This window comes from Lysinibacillus sp. GW823-FHT02G10, assembly GCF_058797135.1.
The window spans coordinates 92,027-113,734 of record NZ_JBXAJI010000003.1; the positions used below are offsets into that span (position 1 = coordinate 92,027).

Sequence of the window (21,708 nt, forward strand, 5' to 3'; positions counted from 1 at the left end):
ACTATGAGAAGTGTATTTACTCCTAACAGTTTAAAATAAAGACACAAATTATAAGGGGGAGAAGCATGCAAGCAGTTGGAATTGTTGTTGAATATAATCCTTTTCACAACGGACATGCTTATCATTTAGAACAGGCTAAAAAAGCAGCACAGGCAGATCTCGTAATCGCTGTTATGAGCGGCACATTTTTACAACGTGGAGAACCTGCCATGGTAGATAAATGGACACGTACTAAAATGGCGCTTTCTGGCGGTGTAGATATTGTTATTGAACTGCCTTATGTCTATAGTACAGCACCTGCTACAGATTTCGCAAAAGGTGCCATTTCCTTATTAAGTGCTGTTGGTTGCAACTCTTTTGCCTTTGGAAGTGAAGACGGCTCTATACAGCCCTTTCTAAACACTTTCGAGCTGATTGACAGCCACCGTGCAGAATATGACCTGTTCATTAAAGACAGCCTTAAAACAGGTGCCAGCTACCCAAAAAGCCTACATTACGCCTATGAACAGCTTTCTCAGATGTACCCTGCTCCATACATCGATCTTGCACAACCAAATAATATTTTGGGCTTTCATTATCTTGAAGCAGCGAGGGCACTTAACAGCAATATTAAACCATTAACAATTCCTCGCGTTGCAGCAGGATATCATGATGCATTAAAGGAAGATGCATCGATCGCCAGTGCCACTGGCATACGTAAAGCCCTTGCCTCTACAAATTCTTTACAAAGTGTACAAAATGTTGTTCCTACAGCTACTTTTGATTATTTAACAGACTGGCATACAAAGTATAACCAATTTGCAAGCTGGGAAACATTTTGGCCGTTATTACAGTTCACCATTATAAGACATACCCCTTCAGAACTTACTCGTTATGCAGAAGTAACAGAGGGCATAGAAAACGCAATTGTAAAGGCAGCCAAAAGCAGCTCTACATTTTATAGCTTTATGGAAAAAATAAAATCTAAGCGTTATACTTGGACCCGCCTTCAACGGATGATAACACATATCTATACAGGGTTTACCAAAAAGCAGCTTCAAAGTTTTAACGCGCCCTCTTTTATTCGGCTATTGGGTATGAGTTCGACAGGACAAGCTTATTTAGGTCAGCAAAAAAAGAATATAGAATTACCCTTAATCAGTCGAGTTGCAGCTACAAATGATGCGATGTTAGCTATCGATATACATGCAGCAGAGCTTTATAATTTAAGTATCGAGCAAGGAACAAAGGATTTTACGCTGCCGAAGGATTATCAAACACCACCTATTCGTTGCTAAAGACATCAAAAGGGATGCTAAAGTCCTTTTAGCATCCCTTTATATTATTTTGGTTGAAGTTGCTTTAAATAATTAATAGCATCGTCAACGCTCTTCACTGGAACGATTTTCATTTTCGTTTTAATCTCTTTGGCCGTTTTGACAGCCGTTGCATAATTCGATTCTAGCTCTGGATACTTCGCTTTCATTTCTTGAGAGATTTCATCATCTGGTGCAAAAAAGATTTCCATGCCGTCACGATCAGCGGCAATAACCTTATAGTCTATTCCACCAATTCTTCCAACAGATCCATCTATTAGCATTTCACCTGTTCCAGCAATTGCATAGCCTTTTGTTAAATCTTCATCAAGTAATTGGTCTAATATTTCAAGTGTAAACATCAGTCCAGCAGAAGGTCCCCCTATATCCTCTGTTTTCATCGTCACTTTCGGATTAGTTTCAATCGATTTGCTTTCAGTATAAGAAATACCTAAACCCGCTCTATGTTCTTGGGCGTTAGGAATTTCCTGTAGTGTAATAGTCTCCTGGTGTTGTTCTTCATTACGCATAAATTGAATGGTTACCTTATCGCCAAGCTGCTTAGGTTTTAATAGATCTACAAGCATTTGCTGGCTAGTTATTCTTTGTCCATCAACCTCGACAATTTCATCACCAGCTTTTAAAATACCGTCCGAAGCTCCTCCGTCTAAAACGTTTAATATGAATACACCATTAAAAAGTACCTTTGTCTCTAGCCCTGCTCTTTGGAAGGCTACATATTTGGCATTAAATTGTGAATCAGACATTAACTTTAACTGTCGAATATTATATTCCTCATCATCCTCTAAAGGATTTCGTACTTGTTCAATATCCATTAGCTTTTGATATTTTTGAACTTTCGCCCACAAATACGAAAATGGTGTGGCTTGCTGCATAGCAACTGTCATTAAACTTAAAGACCCCTCACTATCTGCCTCTTTACTATCCACAGTAACAAATTTACTGACATCATAGGCACTTCCAGGTTTCATAATATACGCGTCTAGTCGGTATAACATCATAAAACAAATCACGACTATCAACACTGCATAAATACTAATTTTTTTCTTCACTTGAAAACACCTCCTAGGACGCTTGCAAAACCATACGTTCATGTTTTTGCCTTTCTCACATATATTGATTTTAGCATTTGCCTATGTGAATGACAAAAAGTTGAAACGAGATGATAACATGTTTGCTACAATTCAAATAGTGCTCTGCGTAATTCTAATTCTCTTACTCTTGTTATTCCCACAAACCGCTCACAGTGGTACTGATTTAGGCTTAAATCTTTTCATGGAAGCACTTTTTCCGTACTTATTGCCGTATCTTGTGTTAACACAATGGCTTCTGCGTTTAACAGCCCCTATGCGTACCAAAACAAAAAGGGCTTCTTTATACGTACAAGCCTATATTATTAGTGCTCTTGGAGGCTATCCAACTGGTGCAACCACTATTGTTTATTTGAAAAATAGTGGTCAATTACACCCTAAAGAGGCAAATTTCTTGCTAGCTGTTTGTCATGCACCTAGTCCACTTTTTGTATTAGGTTTTGTAAGCCTTGATTTACTACACAGTAATACGTTTGGATGGTTGTTTTTATGTTTACTACATACGTTTAATATTTGTTGCCTAGTAACTGGCTACTTTTTCTTTCGCAAAACTGATTCACCTAATATCTCCGTACACAACACACCACTCTATAGTGCTCCATTTTCGGAAAGTATTAAAGAAACAGCCCCAACCATTCTACTAGTTGGTACAACCATCATCTTTTTCACAACGATTCAAACCATTGTACAACAAGGCTTAGATCAGCTGATACCAAAGCTTCCCTATACGATTGAGCTTTCCATAGCAGCTGTTCTGGAGGTAACGAACGGTCTTAAAATGACAGTTACAGCATTTCCAGATCTTCCCTATACCCATTTACTTGTTGTGATTTTGTTAACGATGCAAAGTATAAGTATTCACTTACAAATTTTTGTTATCGCCAAATCTGCAAAACTTTCTGTACGACCTTATATTAAATTCCGCCTCCTTAGCATAATCATTGTACCAACTATTTATGCTCTATTTTTTCTAAAATAACAATCGCTCTAAATATCAAAAAAGAGGATGTCATCGTTCTTTTGACATCCTCTGCATCCTTATTGTGTAAAACCATATTTTTCTTTTAAAGCCTTTACGACACATGTAGGGACTAGCTCGTTAACATCACTACCGTATTTCGCAACCTCTTTTACTATACTAGAACTTAGGAATGAATATTGATTTTTCGTCATGATGAAAAAAGTTTCAATTGTTTCATCAAGGAAACGGTTCATAGATGTAATTTGCATCTCATATTCAAAATCTGAAACTGCTCGTAAGCCACGAACAATTGCCTTCGCCTTTTTTTCCTTAGCATAATCAATCAATAAGCCTGAAGAACTCTCTATACGAACATTAGGTAAGGTTTTTGTCACTTCAGCCATCAAAGCCATACGTTCCTCTACAGAAAACAAAGGATTCTTTGCTGAATTGTTTAATACTGCTACATATACGATATCAAACACATCAGCCGCACGTTTAATTATATCTAAATGGCCGAATGTTACAGGGTCAAAACTTCCAGGAACTACAGCAATTTTTTCAGACAACTTATTCTCCCTCTTCCTCTGTACAGCGATAAACAGAAATAATTGTTCCGCCATAGGTTTCTTGTCTTGTTAAAACAAACTCCCCAAAATTTTGAGGTAATCCTATCTCTTTTGCATGTTCACATAAAATAATACCATCTTGTTGTATTTTACGGTTATCGACCAAAATCTGTACGAGGTCATAATATTCCTGCTGATGGTAAGGTGGATCTAAAAAAACGAGTTTAAATGTAATATCACGCTTTAATAGCGCTTTCACAGCACGCTTTGCATCTATACGAAAAAGCTCTGTATATTCTTCATAACGGCATTTTTTTATATTTTCTTGTAGCACCTGGAATGCTTTAGGATCTTTCTCAATAAAAATAGCACGTTCTGCTCCTCTACTTAATGATTCAATCCCCAAGCCACCGCTTCCAGCAAACAGATCTAACGCTAAACCTCCATCAAAAAATGGCCCAATTATATTAAAAATGGACTCCTTTACTTTGTCAGTTGTAGGCCTTGTCGTATTTCCTGCTATTGCTTTAAGCGGCATTCCTTTGCGCTCTCCTGCTACAACTCTCATATCAGCATCTCACCGTACTTTCGACTATATAAAGTATTTTGCAGCGAAAGGTTGGCCCTCCGCTGCAAAAGTTATTGTTGCTCTTGTTTTAATATTTGAATACGCTCATCCTTTTTTTGTAGTTCAACTAGGAATAATCGCTGTAACCAAGCTTCTTCTACATAATAATGATCAGCAATCTTAATGATTGGTTCAGAGATAGTCGAATACCTACGCTGGTTGAATACATAAAATCCAGGCTCTTTAGGGAAACGGAATGTACGATGCTCACTATTTACATAATAGCCATTCTTTCCTTCCGCAGCTGAGTAGCCGAGGTAAGGCAATAATGTATCTGCCGTATACAATACCTGTCCCTCATAGAGAATAACATGAACATCTTCCTTCAATGTATCATCCACATAGACATCACGTGCATCCTCAAATAAAAGTGGATAGGTTCCATTTTGCTGAGCTGCATTTAATGTAAAATAAGATGTCTTGGCATCTAATACCTGTGATAAGTACTTGTCCATTGTATCTGGTGAAATCGATTCATCTCCAAGCTTTTTCAATGTTTCCTGCCAAGCTTGTTGTTGAGCATCCGTCATGTAATCATTTAATGTCTTGATGATTTTCTTTGTTTTTTCTCCACCAATTGGATCGCTTATTAAATAGGATGCCACAACCTCAGGCAACCATTCTGGGGAATCTACAAAATTATATTGTGATTTGATTTGTGATAAAATTACTTCTTGCTCTACAGCTTGTGCAGTAAGTGTTGGTAAAAATAACAATCTTTCGTCATGAACTGCTACTGGACTTTTTTCTTGAATAATTGCAATATGCTCATCACTTAGAAGCTGTAAATTTTTTAATGACTTTAGAAAATCATTAGGGACTTCTTGCTGGGCATAAATTGATAACACCGGTGTCTGTTCTTGCGCTTTAAGCTCCCCGGCTTGCCAATATAAATCTTGAACAGTACCGTTTCCTCTAAACATGGTGTAATTGACAAGTACAAGTTGTTGTTGACCTACTAGGGGCAAACCCGTAACCCATTGTCCTTTCACCTTACTGTCTGTAGAAATTGAAACAATTGAATACGATGCTTCACCATTTATTAGTGTAGCAAAAACATTTTGAAGGAGCATCTTATTTTTTAAGCCACCCTCAATTGGAATTATGTATGACACAGATTGTGATTTTGTCTCCCCTTTTGCAAAGTAAGAAACTTCATCTGATAAACGATCACAGCTTTTTTCATTTTCAATAAAGCAACTAGCGTTTGTTGCTTTTTCTGGCCATTTAATTTTCACCTTTTGATTTGGTAGGTTTTTAAAATGTTGACGAATATCTAAGCTATTTTCGCGATAGACAATTTCTATTTCCTGAGAATAATGAAAATCCCCTATGCCTGTTTCTAAATCAGATGAATAAGCATGGTATTGGAAAAATACCGTTCCTGTAATGATTAGTGCTAAAATAGAAAAAAAGCTTAATGCAAATTTCATGTGCTTGACCTCCCGCAGCATGATACTATGAATATTGGAAAGGATGTGCAATTATTATGCCACAACAATTTATAGAATTAGGTGAAGGCTATGGTGATGTTTACGAGCTACTCGAAATTATTAAAACCAACCAGGAACGTTTTCATCAAGCCTTTTTACTAACATCTACAAAAGAAGACAAGAAGGTGATTTCTTTAGCTGTCGCCCTTAAACCAGTCGGCGAAAGTAAGTTCATGCCTATTTATATTTGTCGAGAAGGCATCCCATACAATGAAGAACAGCCAACACAGCGACAAAAAATGTTTGAAGCACAAATAGAACAACTCGGTCGAAAAGCAGTAGTTGTAGAAATAAAGCACTCATCTATATTTTCGGAATCAAAACTATTTTATCAATACTTAATAGGTATATTAAGACTAAATAACTATATACCTGCATTAACATAAGTTTATAGACCTACTTTGTAGTCATATTCCTTTGCTTTATCTGGTTTTGCATTTTCATATTCAGTTTTTATAAAAGGACGATAAGACGCCACAACGTCTTTCACAAATGGAAGGCGTTGTAGTTTTGTTGTCATCATGTCAATATCCTCACGATCGCAGTAAAGCACTACGTATTTTTGCCTTCTAGAAATATAAAGAACATGACCATATTTCCGAAGTGACTTCGCATGTTTTAATTGATGGACGTAAACGATTAGCCCTTGTCGTTCGTTCATAGTGGATTCCCTCATTTCTTACATAAAAGAATACCATAGACCAGAAAATGATAGCAACAGAGTTTAGCTGACAGAACGCTCAATTTTCCGTTATAATGGAAAAGCATACGACGTTGAACATCGTGAAGATGAATCAGTTGTTTTAATTAAATTCAATTGTAGCATCATTACAGGAACAGAAGAATGCTGAAAGATGATCATGCCTCAAATGAACCCTTTACAAGACATTTGCACCTCCATAATGATTGTTTTTCAAATAGGATGGCAAAAATCGGCATAAAAAATCATCATTCACTTATATAACTAATTTTAATAGTAGGCCCTGTACTTACTACTATTGATTAAACAATGAATTCACTACTACTTTTTATATGAGGATAATTGTTAAGGAGGACGAATATGGGTAAGAAAACAAAAATTGCGCTAGCAATTGCAGCAGCAAGTGCAGCAGCTTGGGCAGGCAGTAAAGCTATTTCAAAACCACAGCAACGCGAAGGTAAACAAGCATTACAATTCGAACGCCCCATAATTCTTGCACATCGTGGCGGAGCTCTTTTAGCACCAGAACATACAATGGTTGCATTTGAAAAAGCTGCACAGCTAGGTGTCGATGGCTTTGAAATCGACATTCGCCTAACAAAAGATGAGGAAATTATTGTTTTCCATGACGAGACAGTTGAACGTACAACGGATGGCTATGGTCTCATTGCAGATATGACGTTGGCAGAAATCAATGCCTTGAACCACGGCTACCAATTTGAAGATTTAGAGGGAAATTTCCCATATCGAGAGGATAAATTAAAAGTCGTAACTTTACGAGAGTTGCTTGAAGCCTATCCAAATATGTTAATCAACATTGATATCAAAGATGCTCCTGATACGTACGAAGGGAGTCTGATGCCTTCTAAACTTTGGCGCTTAATTGAAGAACTTCAAGCTGAACATCGTGTTGTTGTGACAAGCTTTTATGGTGAGCAAATAGATCGTTTTAATTTATATGCTCAAAATCAAGTAGCACTTGGTGCAGGTGAATCAGATGTCAGAAAAGCATTTGCTTCTTTCTCAAGTCAGTTTGGACATTTATATCACCCTAAAGTGGATGTTTTTCAAATCCCTCCAAAGTCAGGGGTTATTGCATTAGATTCTCCTAAATTTATTCAGTTTTTAAACAACCTCAATATTCCTGTCCACTATTGGACAATCAATGACCTAGATACGATGAAAAAATTACTCAATAATGGAGCAAAGGGCATTATTACAGATCGTCCGGATATTGCAGTTGAGTTATTACAAGTTCAAGAGTCTAAATAAAACTAGGAATGAAAGGGAAGCACACTGAACTGATGTGCTTCCCTTTCATGTAAATGTTAGATCCATTATTACTTCCCATTACAGTAATACTTAAGTTAAATAATCTATGATTGCATCAGTTACTTCTTGTAGTGTGGCAGCTCCACCCAAATCAGGCGTTTTTATACCCCTCGCTAATGTTTGCTCTATAGCATTCAATATCCTTGTTCCCACATCTTGATAACCAAGAAAATCGAGCATCATCTTACCTGTCCAAATTTGTCCAATAGGATTGGCAATTCCTTGACCAGCTATATCTGGTGCAGAACCATGGACAGGTTCAAACATTGATGGATATAGCCCTTCAATGTTTAAATTTGCTGCAGGTGCAATACCAATGCTTCCCATAATGGCACCGCCTAGATCTGTCAAAATATCCCCAAATAAATTCGATGCTACGATAACATCAAAATTTTCTGGCTTCATCACTAAAAATGCCGCTAGTGCATCAATATGATTAGATGCTTGACCTACCTCTTCATAGTCTTTTCCTACTTGAGTAAACACTTCATCCCAAAAAGGCATGCTATATGTAATCCCATTTGATTTTGTAGCACTTGTCACATGTCCATTACGTGTTTTGGCTAATTCAAATGCATAGCGCATCGCCCGTTCTGTACCCTTTCTTGTAAAAACAGCATTTTGGATTGCCACCTCATCTTGTCCACTATGTATTCTTCCTCCGCTTTCAGCATACTCCCCTTCAGAATTTTCCCTTACAACAATAAAATCAAAATCATTTGGTTGTCGTAAAGGTGATGGTAACCCTTGAAGTAGCTTTGCAGGTCGTACATTAATAGATTGCTGTAGCTCACGTCGAATTTTAATGAGAAGGCCCCATAATGATACATGATCCGGAACCAAATTAGGCATACCAACTGCACCTAAAAATATTTGGTCATACTGTTTTAACAGCTCTATGCCATTATCAGGCATCATTTTTCCTGTCTCTAAATAGTATTCACAGCCCCATGGAAAAATTGTCCATTCAAATTGAAAGCGTCCATCTAACAAAGCTGCCTGATCAAGAACTTTTATTGCAGCTGGCACAACCTCTTTTCCTATTCCATCCCCAGGTATTACGGCAATTCGATAAGTTTTCATTAATGCTTCCTCCTTGATTTTAATTATAAAAAAGACTGTAAACTAACTCAGTTGCCTTCGAGTTGTCTACAGTCTAGAAGAGATATGTTATATACACATCCTATTTACGCTGAGCAAGAGCATGAACCGCCCGAGCCACATCCACCTCCGCAAGATGAACCAGATGCAAAGAATGGATTACTAACAGGAACTTTTACCGCTTCAGAGACCGTTTTTCCTATTAATAGGCTAATCTCATCCAGTAAATCCTGAAAATCGTTTTCAGCAATTTTTAAGGCTGAAACTTTCTCATTTAAGTCAAGTGCCCTTTTCTGTTGGCGAATCGACTTCATAATTGTATGATAGTCCGGATGATATTTTCCGAAACGTTGTACATCTTCGTACTGCTCTTTCATGCGATTAAATGCATATATAGCCTCTACAATTTGTGCATCACTATATACAGCTTCATACGCTTGTTGTAGCGCCATCGCAGGTTCTGAGGAAAGAATCATCTCACAAAGCGCTTCCGCCTCATCCAAAATGATTACCCAGTCAGAGGTCATCATCATCTTTAATTCCCCCAATCTCTTTCCCATCATAACAGATTTTATGGTAATTTTACATTAATGATAATTTTAATGAAAGAGGTTTTCCAAATGATGACAACATCTAAGGATCAGGTTGAACAGTTAGTGGCCGAGATTTTACAAGACAGTACCGAGGAAGATGAAGAAGTTTTATTACATCTTTTAAATGGCCTACAGGAGAAACAGCAAGGCATTCACCGTCGTTATATTAATGCTACTTTACATATGGTAGGTAAATTTGAGCCTGAGGTCAGTGAGGTCCGTATCCCTATTACACCGGTCATTCATAATACGATAAAGGTGCCACACGGAGGTATTGTTGCAACGATTGCCGATGCCGCTATGGGAGGGCTTGCTTCGCGCTCTGTGCCTGAGGGCTATAATGTAGTTACTACGAACATGAATATATCGTATATTGCTACCACTACAAATAAAGAATTGATTGCACGTGGTCGTTTTGTTCATAAGGGACGCCAAACGCTTGTCATGGAATGTGATGTTGAAGATGAGACTGGTCGCAGACTTGCCATTGCTACAGGATCATTCTTCGTTATTCAGCGTCGTCCGTAATTAAACTCGCAAAATAGTCTTTAATACATTGTTGATCGGAAAAAGGGAACTTTTGATTTTTAATTTGCTGTGTTTGTTCATGCCCTTTTCCGGCAACAAGGACAATGTCTCCCTTTTCTGCCTTTGCTAATGCTTGATGGATCGCAAGTTTGCGATCTAAATAAATTTCATAATATTGTTGCTCTGTAAATCCAGCAATAATACTTTCATTAATCACAATAGGATCTTCATCACGAGGATTATCTGTTGTTAAATAAATAACATCAGCATATTTACTTGCTACTGCCCCCATTGCAAAGCGTTTCGCCTTGTCTCGATTTCCTCCACAACTGAAGACAAGGTAAATTGTTTTAGAGCGATCAAAGGTTTGCAATACCGCTTGCAATGCTTCTGCTGTATGGGCATAATCTACATAAACATCAATTCCTAATGGATTTTCAATCTTCTCTAGCCTGCCCTCTGGTAGCCTTAACGACCACATATGTCCAACTATATCTTCCATAGGGACACCTAAGCGCCATACAGCCATTAAGGATGCAACAGCATTTTGCACATGGTATTTACCGACAAAAGGAATTTCTACAATATGCTCACTCGCGGAAGTCTGTAAACAAAGTACGGTTTTTCCAACTGATTCACTGACGATTTGAATATGTAAATCATTGTGATTATCAAAACCAAATGAGCAAGATTTTTTCTTATCATAAATACCAACAGAACGGCAAAAATTATCATCTCCATTTAATACTAGCTTTTTTGATAAATCCGCTAAACGTTTCTTGGCACGTTTATAAGCTTCTAAACCTCCATGATCTTCTAAATGATCTTCTGATAAATTTAAAAATACACCACAGTCAATGTCACAATGATCGAGCCTATGCTGCTGCAACCCCATTGAAGAAGCTTCTAATACAACATGGGTCACACCTTTTCGCACACATTGCTTAAGAATGGGGTGTAATTCTTTAGCTTGCAATGTTGTTAATTGCTCATAAGCCGTTTGTTTTTTCTCACCATTGATGAAAAAGCCAACCGTTCCAATAACTGCTGCATGTTTATGTAGTGCATTTAGAAGCTGACTAACAAAATGGCTCACTGTCGTCTTTCCATTTGTACCTGTAATGGCGATAACAGTTAAAGCTTCTGCTGGAAAAGCAGCAAGCTTCGCACTTGCATACGATAAAAATAATGCTGTATTTGGAACCCATACAAAAGGAATTTCTTTATCTATAATTGGCAAAGAGATACTTTCTTCTGAAACGATGGCAGCAGCTCCACGTGCCAATGCCTCTTTGACAAACCGACTTCCCGATGTTTTTTTACCTTTTCGCACAATAAATATATCACCAGGTTGTACCGCCTGTGCATAGTCCTCTACACCAGTAATTTCTGTCCGTATAGATCCTCCCGTCACGCTACATGGCCAGTCTTTTAATAACTCTGCTAATTGCAAACCTCATTCCCCCTTTCAGTTCTCTATCATATGACGGCGTTTGTAACGGTGTGACGAAAAATGTAGAAGCCTAAAAGAAGGAAAAACTCCACATAAAAAATGAAGACAAGCCCGTTTGTTGAAAGCTTGTCTTCATCTGAATATTCTTCTGTTATGGTAAGGTTTGATTTGATTTATCTGTAGATTCTTCGCTATCTTGTTTTTCATTTTTCGTCTCTTCATTATCTTGCTCTTCTCTACCCACTTCTTGTGTAGTAGGTTCAAGATATATTTGTGTATAATAATCTACAAAGGCGCCAGAACCAACGCGGGTATATCGATCATTCAAAAGAACTTTTCTATGTTCAGGAGAATTTGTCCAGCCATGCATGGCTTCAATCGCATCAAAATAAGCAGTTGCCAGGTTTTCGTTCGCTTCACTATACTCGATTTTTTGCGTCTGTAATCGTTTTTTTAGATCCCCATAGGTTGGAGATTCATGCGCTAAAAAATTTTGCACCTTCATGTCCTCACTATGCATTCTTGCTGCTTCCTCCAATGATTCATCCATTTCTAAAGGAAGTAAATCATGATGGACTCTTGTTACATTTAGCAAATCGTCTAATTGTTTAGCGCTAGCCACATCAATTTCTTGCTGTAAGAAAGAGGAAGGTGGAGCACGTCTAACAAGCTCCCCTTGATAGCTCATTTCATATGGCTGATGAAGGACAAGTGTTTCACTGTCTGTATATCGTATCCCTTGCAACTCACTTGTCTCCCTATCTATGTAAAGCTGTGCATAAAGACCATCAAATTTGATAAGCAGCCTTGTTTGCATATCTTCTTCACTCATTGAGAAAATGAAAATATTTTCGCCTACAGTGGCGGCTACCTCATAATCAATGATCGTCATTCTGTATATTTCATCACGTTTTTGGCCTACTTTAAAAGGAAATGCATCAATTTCTTGTCCTGCTATGTAAATTTGTGTCACAATATTATTATCAATACCAATCATAAAAAAAGTTGAAACGTCTTCATTGTAGACCCACCATTGATAACCGAATGAAGACGGCTCTTTTCTTGCAGGCTCCCCATATTGTTCTAAAACAGTTTGTGTGCCTTTTCCTATCAATGTGGATATACCCGTTTGTGGACGTGTCATTGCTCCTATTGCAGGTTCCTGCTTTAGCTGTGTTTGAGGTATGATATTCGAATTGGTATTTGGGCCTTCTAGTGGCTCATTTTCCTTAGGGGTATTAAAAAACATAAAACCAATTAATGCAACTGCACCACAAACCATTAAAATGCGGAATAAAGCTTTCATACAGGGCTCCTTTTCATCACCATTATTGTAAGTTATTATATCAATTGTAATTGGGTTGACACAATGTTGTCATTGCAACAATGTCGAATATGCTCTATTATAAAAATGAGCGTATACTTTGTACGAGAACCTAAAGGAGGACTATACATGTATTTTGAAAATACTAACCTTGAAAATTTAACAGCTGATCAAGAGCTACTTGTCAGCATTATGAAAAAACATGGTTTAGAATGTGATGGCGGCTGGGATTACGAGCGTATGACATTTGATAAACGATTCGATACTCGTGAAGGTCGTTTTTACCTACGCGTATTCGCATATGCTATTTCTGGTGACGTAGGTGCACACGATGCTATCCTTACATTAATGAAACCAGTCCTTGGTAAATACTATTATCCGCATGGTGTTGAATATGGCGATGACGAGGTTTATCCAGCACACCTTGTAAAAAAATGTGAAGAAATCTTAAAAAAGGTTAAATTAGAGTTAGATCAATTCTCAATCGAGCCTACAAATAAAAATAACTTTGAACCTGTTAACGCACGCTAATCTTTCGTACATTGAAGTGACGGCAAGTAAGCGTAAATAGCTTCATGGTTGTAAAAAGACTGGTAGTCCAGTCTTTTTTTATTTTGAGTAAAAAAAAATTTTTTTCTCATACTACCTATATCTATTACAAGATGTAGGTGAGAAAAATGTTATCATTTTTTAATCGTCCTTTTTTTCGTCATCCCATTATTGTTATTGCAATGGGTATACTGATCCTTTGGTCCATCTCCATATCATTACCAATTTTACTTGCCTACTTAACCGCGTTATTGTTAGAACCAATCATCGTTCGAATGAGCAAACGGTTTAGAAAAAAACGGAAAATCGTTGTCTTCTTCTTTTTTTTGTTTTTTCTAAGTATATCTTTATTATTATGTACACTTATCCTTTATATAAGCTGGAAACAATTTTCTTCCTTTATTATTGATATACCTGATTATCTTAATCAATTGTCTGCCCTATGGATTCAAATGCAATCTAAGCTCAGCAATTACACCTATCATTTACCTGTAGAGCTAGTTTCACAAATTCAATTTATGATTGCAAAAGCTTTAGCATCCATCGAAAAATTTTCTTTATCCTTAACGAACGTCAATGTTTGGTCAACGTTACTAACATATATTCCCACACGTCTTTTTGATATATTTGTTTATTGGATTGTGTTGTATATGTTGCTTTTAGAATTACCAACAATTAATCGTAAATTATTATCGCCCGTTCCTTTTCATTACCATCAAAAAATTATCTTTATTGGCCAACGTGTTAAGCTAGCCTTATTTGGATTTCTGAAAGCTCAATTACTTGTAGGGATAGGGATCTTTGCTATATCATTCGCTGCGTTTTATTTTTTAAAAACACCATTCCCTATATTGTTAGCACTTTTACTTGTTGTTTTAGACTTTATCCCTTTTCTTGATTCATTTATTTTATTAGTCCCATGGGCAATCTATCAGGTCTTTGCTGGCGATTATTTATATGCAGCTGTCTTAATTTTACTAACCATTGGACAATTTCTAGTCCGACGAATGATTGAGCCAAAAATTATTGGCGATAAAATTGGACTTTCTTCCTTGAATACCTTTATTGCCATGTTTATTGGTTTTAAAATCTTTGGATTTATTGGAATATTAATTGGTCCATTACTGGTTGTTGTAGTGCTTTCACTATTCCAACCAACTATAAAAAATCTCCCTCCTGCACAGAAATAAGGAGGGAGATTTTTTTAAAATCCTAAAATGGCTTTAATTACTGATGTTGTTTCACCAGGCTCAAATAAAATATACAATAATAAATAAACTAATACACCAGTTATGGCAACAAAGAACCAAATAATACTTGTAATTGGCCCAATTCGTCTGTGTAATTTAATGTTCATTTTCAAACCTGAAATAATACTAACGATACCAAACACAGCTCCAGATGTCGCTAAAATAATATGGAAAATCAAGAAGAACGTATAGTATGGTTTTAAATCTTCTCCACCGCCAAAAGCCGTATTTCCAATAAAGATTGTACGGGACGCATAGATGATAAAGAAAATAAGTGCTGCAACACCTGCAGCAAGCATCACTTTCTTATGTCCCTCTACATTTCTTTTTATAATTAAGCCCCACCCTATCGCTACTAGTACAGCACTAATAACGATAAACGATGTACTAATAGTAGGCAAAATTTGCAATTCCATTGTCAAAACCCCTTACACAAAGTAAATTTCTATTCTTCAATTAATGTTGCTGTTGACTTTCCCACTTCTTTTGGTGGGCAGCTAAAGCGTCAGCAGTGATTTTATCTGGATCTTTTTGCTCAGATCGATACCATCTTGTGAAGATCGTACCAATTAGTACACCAAAAATAAGCTCTTGTAGGATTTTCATTAACACGCCACCTAATTGCTGATCTGCAACTGGTTTCATGTCTGTAAATAGCTCTGGTCCAGATAAAGATAATCCTGACAATGTAGAGGCTGGTACACAAAGCTCCATTGCCTTTAACCATGCATCACCGTTTGTATATGTCTCATACATTGCATTTGGCGCAAAGATGATTAATCCACAAGCAGGTGTAATTAAAACAGCATTAGCAATAATATACGCCAATTTATGCAAAGGCTTCATTTGATTACTATTTGGCAAATTTTGAATTAAAGGCCAGTACATAAACACTGCAGATAGAAATAATACAAATGTATAGGTACCATGTAATGTTTCATTTAATTTAATGTAATCCAATATGGACGGTAAATGATAGAAAGAAAATAGACCGATAAATACAAAGACAGCAACAACTGGTAATGTTAGCACTTTAAACAAAGTTCTAACTACAGGTGCCTCAATAGCCACCTTCCAAACCCACCAGGGAATCCCTTTAATTAAGAAAATAGGGACCAGCAATAACAGAATAGCCATTTGCACCATGTGCATGGTAAACATAATATGAGCCATTAAATCAATCGGAGATCCTTTGATAATATAGATGGTAATCATAGCTAAAACAAAGTAAATAGCTTCACTTTTTTTCAAAGGTTCACTTACTTTAAAATCTTTACGCCACTTTGTTGTGACTAAAAAATAGATGATTGTTATAAAAACAAGAACCCCTATTAAATACGGGCTCCACAATGCTTGGAAACCAAATATACTAAGTGGCATATGGAACGCACTCCTTTAAACTTCAGTACTCCTATTATAAAACGCTTACAGCTATACTGCAATGAACGAAAGGTGAACAAATGTTAAGTTTCAACAGTGTTGCCTCTTTGGATACCTAAATAACCTCAAAACATAAGAAAAGCACGTTCGTACAAAATAACGAACGTGCTTTTTTGGTGATTACCACCAAATGATTGTTAAAAATGCTAAGAAGAATGTAAATGCGATTAAAATTCCCATCCACATGAAGAAACCAATAACACCACCAAAGTGAGTTTTTTTATCTTCTAAGTGCATGAAAGAATAAAGTTGAAGTACAACTTGAACGCCAGCCAATAATAATACGAATGGCATAATTAAGTATTTAGAAAAATCAGCTGCAACTACTGCGAATGCGATAAAAGTGAAGAAAATCATAATCGCAAAGTTGATTACTTGTTTACGCATATGAACGGCATTATGATGACGATCATACTCATACTGTGCCTGTGACTTAGCAACTATAGGTGTATCGTGTGAAGACATTATCCGATCACTCCCATCAAGTATACTACTGTAAAGATAAATACCCAAACTACGTCGATAAAGTGCCAATATAAAGCAGCAACGAAGAATTTAGGTGCATTGTACAGGTTTAATCCACGTTTAGCATTACGGATCATTAAAGTACCAATCCATACAAGACCTAAAGTTACGTGGAAACCGTGTGTACCAACTAACGAATAAAACGCTGTTGCGAATGCAGATTGATTAAATGTAAAACCAAGGTGCACATAGTGGTTGAACTCATAGATTTCAAGTGCTAAGAATCCAAGACCTAAAGCTAATGTAATCGCTAACCAAGTTTGCATACCTTTAAAGTTAAAGTTACGCATATGGTAAATTGCATAAACAGATGTTAGTGATGATGTTAATAATAACATCGTCATAGCAAATGCTAATGGTAATTCAAATAAACCTTGAGTTGTGAACTCCATGCCAGCTGGCCCTTTGTTCTTAAGCGCTAAATAAGTAGCGAATAAACTTGCGAAAAGTACAACTTCACAGGCAAGGAAAATCCAGAAACCAACGACTTTATTTTTACCTTCCATCGTAGCTTGTTCAGGATGATCTGGCCAAGTATGAGGAGTAAATTTAGTATTGAAATCCATTATTTATTTCCTCCTTTGCCGTAAAGATGTTCTTCAATTTCAAGAATTTCTTCTTTGTGTAAATGGAAACCATGATCGTCTTTAACAGAACGAGCAATCATCGCACCAAATGTAATTGCTAAACCAATGATTAATACATAAATAGACCATGGCTTATCTGCGTCTGGATTGTAAAGTGCACCAAATGCTGCAATAAACATACCTAATGAAATAACGAATGGAATCGCTGAGTTATTTGGCATATGGATATCACCTAGTGGCTCAGCAAATGTTACTTCTTTATTACCTTCTTGTTTTTCAATCCACCATGGATCTAAACCACGAACAAGTGGAGTTTGACGGAAATTATAGAATGGAATTGGTTGTGGAATTGACCATTCTAAAGTACGTCCATCGCCCCATGGGTCGCGTCCTGCTGGTTTGCCCTTAATAGACATTAAGCAGTTGATTACCATTAAGATAACCCCTACACCCATCATTAATGCACCGATTGTAGAGATATAGTTGAATTGATCCCAACCTTGACCTTCCATGTAAGTGAATACACGACGTGGCATACCCATCAAACCTAAGAAATGTTGAAGGAAGAATGTTAAATGGAATCCGATAAAGAATACCCAGAAAGTAATTTTACCAAGCGTTTCGTTTAACATACGGTTGAAGAAAATTGGCCAGTAGAAGTGCGCTGAACCGAATAATGCTGTAACGATACCACCAACGATTACGTAGTGGAAGTGAGCAACGATAAAGTAAGAATCATGTAACTGATAGTCAAGAGGTGCAGATGCTTGCATGACCCCTGTAACACCACCCGCAACGAATGACGGGATAAATCCAAGTGCATAAAGCATTGGTGTTGTAACTTTAATAGATCCACCCCAAATAGTTAGGATCCAGTTGAATACTTTCATACCTGTTGGAACCGCAATTGCCATTGTTGCAACAGCGAAGATTGCGTTTGCTGTTGGCCCAAGACCAACTGTAAACATATGGTGAGCCCAAACCATGAACCCTAAGAAACCAATTAAAATTGTAGCGAATACCATTGAAGAGTATCCGAATAGACGTTTACGAGAGAACGCTGGAATAATCTCAGAGAATAAACCGAATGCTGGTAATACTAAGATATAAACCTCTGGGTGTCCGAAGATCCAGAATAAGTGTTCCCAAATTACTGTGTTACCACCCATTGTATGGTCAAAGAAGTTACCACCGAACATACGGTCAAATAACATCATTAATAAACCAATTGTTAATGGAGGGAATGCGAATAAGATTAAGGCACTTGATACAAGAGCAGTCCAAGTGAATAATGGCATACGCATAAATGTCATACCTGGAGCACGCATTGTAATAATCGTAACGATAAAGTTAAGACCTGAAATTAATGTACCTGCCCCTGAAATTTGTAAACCAAGAACATAGAAATCAATACCATGTCCTGGAGAGTATAAAGATAATGATGCATAAGAAGTCCAGCCCGCATCAGGAGCGCCACCCATAAAGAATGACAGGTGAAGGAATACTGCACCTAGGAAGAATAACCAGAACCCTAATGAGTTAAGGAACGGGAATGCAACGTCACGCGCACCAATTTGTAATGGTACAAGCATGTTCATAAATGCGAATAGTAGTGGCGTAGCAGCTAGGAATAACATTGTTGTTCCATGCATTGTTAATAATTCATTGAAAAAACCAGCTGATACGAAATCATTATTTGGTTTCATTAATTGAATACGCATTAATAATGCTTCAAAACCAGCGATAGCGAAGAACAATGTACCGGCTAATAAATACATCACTGCTAACTTTTTATGGTCAACAGTAGTGATGTAATCCCAGACAGCTGCTCCAAAGCCCTTTTTCTGTGTGTATGAGCTCACAACTTTTACCTCCCTCAAAATTTGTTACATAGAACGAAAATTATTTTTCTACTGATAAGCCCATGATGTAAGTTGCAAGAGCTTCAATTTCTTCATCAGATAAATTACCGTAGATAGGCGCAGTGCCTTCAGCATTCATCATTAAGTTACCTGGTTTAAATTCCTCAGGGTTTTTAATCCAAGCTTTTAAGCTTTCTTCATTATGCTCTAAGAAACCAGCAACACGGTTACGGTCACCAAACGTAGTTAAGTTTGGACCTGGTGTACCGCCTGCTCCTGAACCAGAGATAGCATGACAGCCTAAGCAGCTATTAGCAAAAGTCGCTTCACCAAGATCTGTTGAAGCTTTGTCAGCAGTTTGTCCTTCAGTTGCTTTCATTGCATCAACCCATGCATCAAATGCATCAGGGCTTAATGTTTTTACTTTAAAGTCCATTAATGCATGTGAAGGTCCACATAATTCAGCACATTTTCCATAAAATACGCCATCTTTAAGATCTTTTGATTCTTTATCGAATACTAAGTAGAATTTGTTTAAGTTTTCCACGTTTGTATCCATTTTACCGCCTACAGCAGGAATCCAGAATGAGTGCTTAACATCGGCAGCTTTTAAATTAAAGTAAACTTTTTCACCTGTTGGTACCACTAGCTCTTGAGCCGTTACGATACCTTGGTTAGGATATTCGAATTCCCACCAGTATAATTTTGCCGTTACATTGATCGTTAGGGCTGTTTTGTTCCCTTCTTCATCTACCTCATCCATTGCAGCAACATCTGCAAATTTATAAGTAGTTGTAACAACTGGTACAGCGATAATTAATAATAAAATAATCGGAATAACTGTCCAAATCACTTCTAAAGTATGACTACCCTCTACTTGCTTAGGGATAACATTTTCACCTACGCGTGCACGACGGTATTTTAGGAATGCAAGTAAATAGATAACAGATACTATTACTACTACTAGCGTCATAATTACAGTAGTTAACAGTAATAAATTTAATTGTTGTTTACCTACTTCTCCAGATGGTTTTAGTGTAGAAAGATAATCTTCACCACAACCTGAAAGGAAAACCATCATCACTGCTAGAAGTGAAAAAAGACGCCATTTTTTAAGCCCTTTCATCATAGCTTAATTAAACCCCTCTTTCTTTGTTGTATTTTCATGTGTACCTAGGACATCAGTTCTGTCTATATGAATTCTTATAAAAAGAAAGAATCCCTAACTTTAGCTAAACACCGCAAATATTATGATGGCTACAAATAGTATGGTCATATGATTCAACGAATAAATAAACATTTTATTTGCCCATTTCATATCATCTTTTGTTGTAAAGCCTTTCAGAGCTAGTATTAACCAACCCAAGTTCAATGCAGTAGCAAGAGTTAAAAAGCCAATTCCAAGCTCTGTTAAAAGGAAAGGTAACGGTAATAATAAAAGAATCCAGAATAACATTGAGTACTTTGTACGTTTAAATCCCTTTACAACAGGTAGCATTGGTATTTTAGCTGCACGATATTCCTCAGTCCGTTTCATTGCAAGCGCATAGAAATGTGGCGGTTGCCATGCAAACATGATAAGGAATAAGGCTAGTGCTCCTGGACCTAAGGCAGGCTCAATCGCTGCGAATCCAATAATAGGAGGAATAGCCCCCGAAATACTACCTACAACCGTGTTACTAACATGCTTCCTCTTTGACCACATTGAATACAGAACGACATAAGCAAATATTCCTACTAGTCCCCACATGCCGGCTGCAAACGATGCCGCAAATAACAAAATTTCACCTACAATTAAAAATGAGAGGGCAATGGTCAACACAAAGTTTGGCTTAAATCTGCCTGTCACTGTCGGTCTTGCCTTAGTTCTTTTCATGATGGGATCTATATCCTGATCAATGAAGTTATTCATTGCACCTGAGCCACCAATGATTAATGCCGCACCCAGCATGGTGTAAAATATGACATCAAGCTCTTGCAAGAAATGTCTACTAGTAAACTGAAAAGCCAGCCACATCCCTGTAAACGTTGTGACAAGATTCGAGTTAACGATTCCAATTTTTATTAGTGCTAAGAAATCTTTTACAACAGATGTTGTTTCTGGACCAGGATTTCTAGTAGCCGCCAGTGTACGACCGTTTGACATAATACCTCTCCTTTCATTTTTGTAAGCATATTCCGCTAACAATAACTATAGCGAAATTTGCGATTGATTTCTAGACATTAAGTGAAATTTAGATGAAGTTGTAAAAATTAGTTTTGTCTAGAAATATAATTAAAAACAACATATCTATAGTAAAACATTTTCTAAAATGAATTGTGAAGGTTAAAGCACGAAATTATGAACAATTTGTGAAATGGAATCGACATCTAGTAGTCCCTTCTCTTTACAAGTTGTTTTTTATA

At 37.0% G+C, this 21,708-nt stretch carries 23 protein-coding genes; 7 read left to right on the forward strand and 16 right to left on the reverse strand.

Annotated features, from left to right (window positions below):
* Positions 1–65 precede the first annotated feature (65 nt).
* Positions 66–1,277, forward strand: a complete 1,212-nt coding sequence (locus AC1RFD_RS12760) for a nucleotidyltransferase (protein WP_103117539.1) — start codon at positions 66–68, stop codon at positions 1,275–1,277.
* Between the two features lie 44 nt (positions 1,278–1,321).
* Here AC1RFD_RS12760 and AC1RFD_RS12765 read toward each other — a convergent pair whose 3' ends face one another.
* A complete protein-coding gene (locus AC1RFD_RS12765; protein WP_492474963.1) occupies positions 1,322–2,368 on the reverse strand; it encodes a SepM family pheromone-processing serine protease in 1,047 nt (348 codons plus the stop codon).
* A 118-nt stretch (positions 2,369–2,486) separates the two neighbouring features.
* On the opposite strand from AC1RFD_RS12765, the gene AC1RFD_RS12770 reads away from it, so the two are divergent.
* Positions 2,487–3,386 (forward strand): hypothetical protein, encoded by a 900-nt coding sequence (locus AC1RFD_RS12770; RefSeq protein WP_492474964.1) that lies wholly within the window; start codon positions 2,487–2,489, stop codon positions 3,384–3,386.
* Positions 3,387–3,445: 59 nt separating this feature from the next.
* Here the strand turns inward: AC1RFD_RS12770 and coaD are convergent, their stop codons facing one another.
* The 3 genes from coaD to AC1RFD_RS12785 form a co-directional block, all read right to left on the reverse strand.
* Complete coding sequence (coaD, locus tag AC1RFD_RS12775) at positions 3,446–3,937, reverse strand: pantetheine-phosphate adenylyltransferase (protein ID WP_004224812.1); 492 nt, start codon at positions 3,935–3,937, stop codon at positions 3,446–3,448.
* Position 3,938: 1 nt separating this feature from the next.
* A complete protein-coding gene (rsmD, locus tag AC1RFD_RS12780; RefSeq protein ID WP_048394681.1) occupies positions 3,939–4,505 on the reverse strand; it encodes a 16S rRNA (guanine(966)-N(2))-methyltransferase RsmD in 567 nt (188 codons plus the stop codon).
* A 71-nt stretch (positions 4,506–4,576) separates the two neighbouring features.
* Positions 4,577–5,998 carry an RNA polymerase II gene (locus tag AC1RFD_RS12785; RefSeq protein ID WP_269898955.1) on the reverse strand — a complete coding sequence of 474 codons (1,422 nt, stop codon included), beginning with the start codon at positions 5,996–5,998 and terminating at the stop codon, positions 4,577–4,579.
* Positions 5,999–6,054: 56 nt separating this feature from the next.
* Here AC1RFD_RS12785 and AC1RFD_RS12790 point away from each other — a divergent pair, with 56 nt between their 5' ends.
* A complete protein-coding gene (locus AC1RFD_RS12790; protein WP_036077099.1) occupies positions 6,055–6,444 on the forward strand; it encodes a DUF7147 family protein in 390 nt (129 codons plus the stop codon).
* A 2-nt stretch (positions 6,445–6,446) separates the two neighbouring features.
* On the opposite strand, the gene AC1RFD_RS12795 is transcribed toward AC1RFD_RS12790, so the two are convergent.
* Positions 6,447–6,719 (reverse strand): YlbG family protein, encoded by a 273-nt coding sequence (locus AC1RFD_RS12795; RefSeq protein WP_492474965.1) that lies wholly within the window; start codon positions 6,717–6,719, stop codon positions 6,447–6,449.
* A gap of 399 nt (positions 6,720–7,118) precedes the next feature.
* Between AC1RFD_RS12795 and AC1RFD_RS12800 the strand changes: the two genes are divergently transcribed.
* The gene (locus AC1RFD_RS12800) at positions 7,119–8,030 is read left to right on the forward strand and encodes a glycerophosphodiester phosphodiesterase family protein (protein ID WP_048394685.1); all 912 of its coding nucleotides are present in this window, start codon (positions 7,119–7,121) and stop codon (positions 8,028–8,030) included.
* A gap of 90 nt (positions 8,031–8,120) precedes the next feature.
* Here AC1RFD_RS12800 and AC1RFD_RS12805 read toward each other — a convergent pair whose 3' ends face one another.
* A complete protein-coding gene (locus tag AC1RFD_RS12805) occupies positions 8,121–9,173 on the reverse strand; it encodes a tartrate dehydrogenase (RefSeq protein ID WP_492474966.1) in 1,053 nt (350 codons plus the stop codon).
* Between the two features lie 104 nt (positions 9,174–9,277).
* Positions 9,278–9,724 (reverse strand): YlbF/YmcA family competence regulator, encoded by a 447-nt coding sequence (locus AC1RFD_RS12810; RefSeq protein ID WP_004224800.1) that lies wholly within the window; start codon positions 9,722–9,724, stop codon positions 9,278–9,280.
* Positions 9,725–9,811: 87 nt separating this feature from the next.
* Between AC1RFD_RS12810 and AC1RFD_RS12815 the strand changes: the two genes are divergently transcribed.
* A complete protein-coding gene (locus tag AC1RFD_RS12815) occupies positions 9,812–10,312 on the forward strand; it encodes a PaaI family thioesterase (protein ID WP_492474967.1) in 501 nt (166 codons plus the stop codon).
* Here the strand turns inward: AC1RFD_RS12815 and AC1RFD_RS12820 are convergent.
* Positions 10,293–11,765, reverse strand: coding sequence for a UDP-N-acetylmuramoyl-L-alanyl-D-glutamate--2,6-diaminopimelate ligase (locus tag AC1RFD_RS12820; RefSeq protein ID WP_492474968.1), 1,473 nt, complete (start codon positions 11,763–11,765; stop codon positions 10,293–10,295). The genes AC1RFD_RS12815 and AC1RFD_RS12820 overlap by 20 nt on opposite strands.
* Positions 11,766–11,916: 151 nt before the next feature.
* Positions 11,917–13,071: a CAP domain-containing protein gene (locus AC1RFD_RS12825; protein WP_048394693.1), complete on the reverse strand. Its 1,155-nt coding sequence runs from the start codon at positions 13,069–13,071 to the stop codon at positions 11,917–11,919.
* 147 nt (positions 13,072–13,218) lie between these two features.
* Between AC1RFD_RS12825 and AC1RFD_RS12830 the strand changes: the two genes are divergently transcribed.
* Entirely contained in the window at positions 13,219–13,620 is a 402-nt protein-coding gene (locus AC1RFD_RS12830; protein ID WP_103117537.1) for a YugN family protein, read from the forward strand.
* A 146-nt stretch (positions 13,621–13,766) separates the two neighbouring features.
* Complete coding sequence (gene ytvI / locus AC1RFD_RS12835) at positions 13,767–14,828, forward strand: sporulation integral membrane protein YtvI (RefSeq protein WP_103117536.1); 1,062 nt, start codon at positions 13,767–13,769, stop codon at positions 14,826–14,828.
* A 14-nt stretch (positions 14,829–14,842) separates the two neighbouring features.
* Here the strand turns inward: ytvI and AC1RFD_RS12840 are convergent, their stop codons facing one another.
* From AC1RFD_RS12840 to cyoE, 7 genes are all read right to left on the reverse strand, one after another.
* Positions 14,843–15,304, reverse strand: a complete 462-nt coding sequence (locus AC1RFD_RS12840) for a DUF420 domain-containing protein (protein ID WP_016992774.1) — start codon at positions 15,302–15,304, stop codon at positions 14,843–14,845.
* 40 nt (positions 15,305–15,344) lie between these two features.
* Positions 15,345–16,268 carry a cytochrome c oxidase assembly factor CtaG gene (ctaG, locus tag AC1RFD_RS12845; RefSeq protein WP_054549850.1) on the reverse strand — a complete coding sequence of 308 codons (924 nt, stop codon included), beginning with the start codon at positions 16,266–16,268 and terminating at the stop codon, positions 15,345–15,347.
* 180 nt (positions 16,269–16,448) lie between these two features.
* Positions 16,449–16,793 (reverse strand): cytochrome C oxidase subunit IV family protein, encoded by a 345-nt coding sequence (locus AC1RFD_RS12850; RefSeq protein ID WP_004224789.1) that lies wholly within the window; start codon positions 16,791–16,793, stop codon positions 16,449–16,451.
* Positions 16,793–17,419 (reverse strand): cytochrome c oxidase subunit 3, encoded by a 627-nt coding sequence (locus tag AC1RFD_RS12855; RefSeq protein WP_004224788.1) that lies wholly within the window; start codon positions 17,417–17,419, stop codon positions 16,793–16,795. Before AC1RFD_RS12855 ends, AC1RFD_RS12850 begins: the two co-directional genes overlap by 1 nt.
* Positions 17,419–19,302 (reverse strand): cytochrome c oxidase subunit I, encoded by a 1,884-nt coding sequence (ctaD, locus tag AC1RFD_RS12860; RefSeq protein WP_004224787.1) that lies wholly within the window; start codon positions 19,300–19,302, stop codon positions 17,419–17,421. The genes AC1RFD_RS12855 and ctaD overlap by 1 nt, the downstream gene beginning before the upstream one ends.
* Positions 19,303–19,342: 40 nt before the next feature.
* A complete protein-coding gene (gene coxB, locus AC1RFD_RS12865; protein ID WP_016992772.1) occupies positions 19,343–20,431 on the reverse strand; it encodes a cytochrome c oxidase subunit II in 1,089 nt (362 codons plus the stop codon).
* Between the two features lie 99 nt (positions 20,432–20,530).
* Entirely contained in the window at positions 20,531–21,448 is a 918-nt protein-coding gene (gene cyoE, locus AC1RFD_RS12870; RefSeq protein WP_288581936.1) for a heme o synthase, read from the reverse strand.
* Between the last annotated feature and the right edge of the window lie 260 nt (positions 21,449–21,708).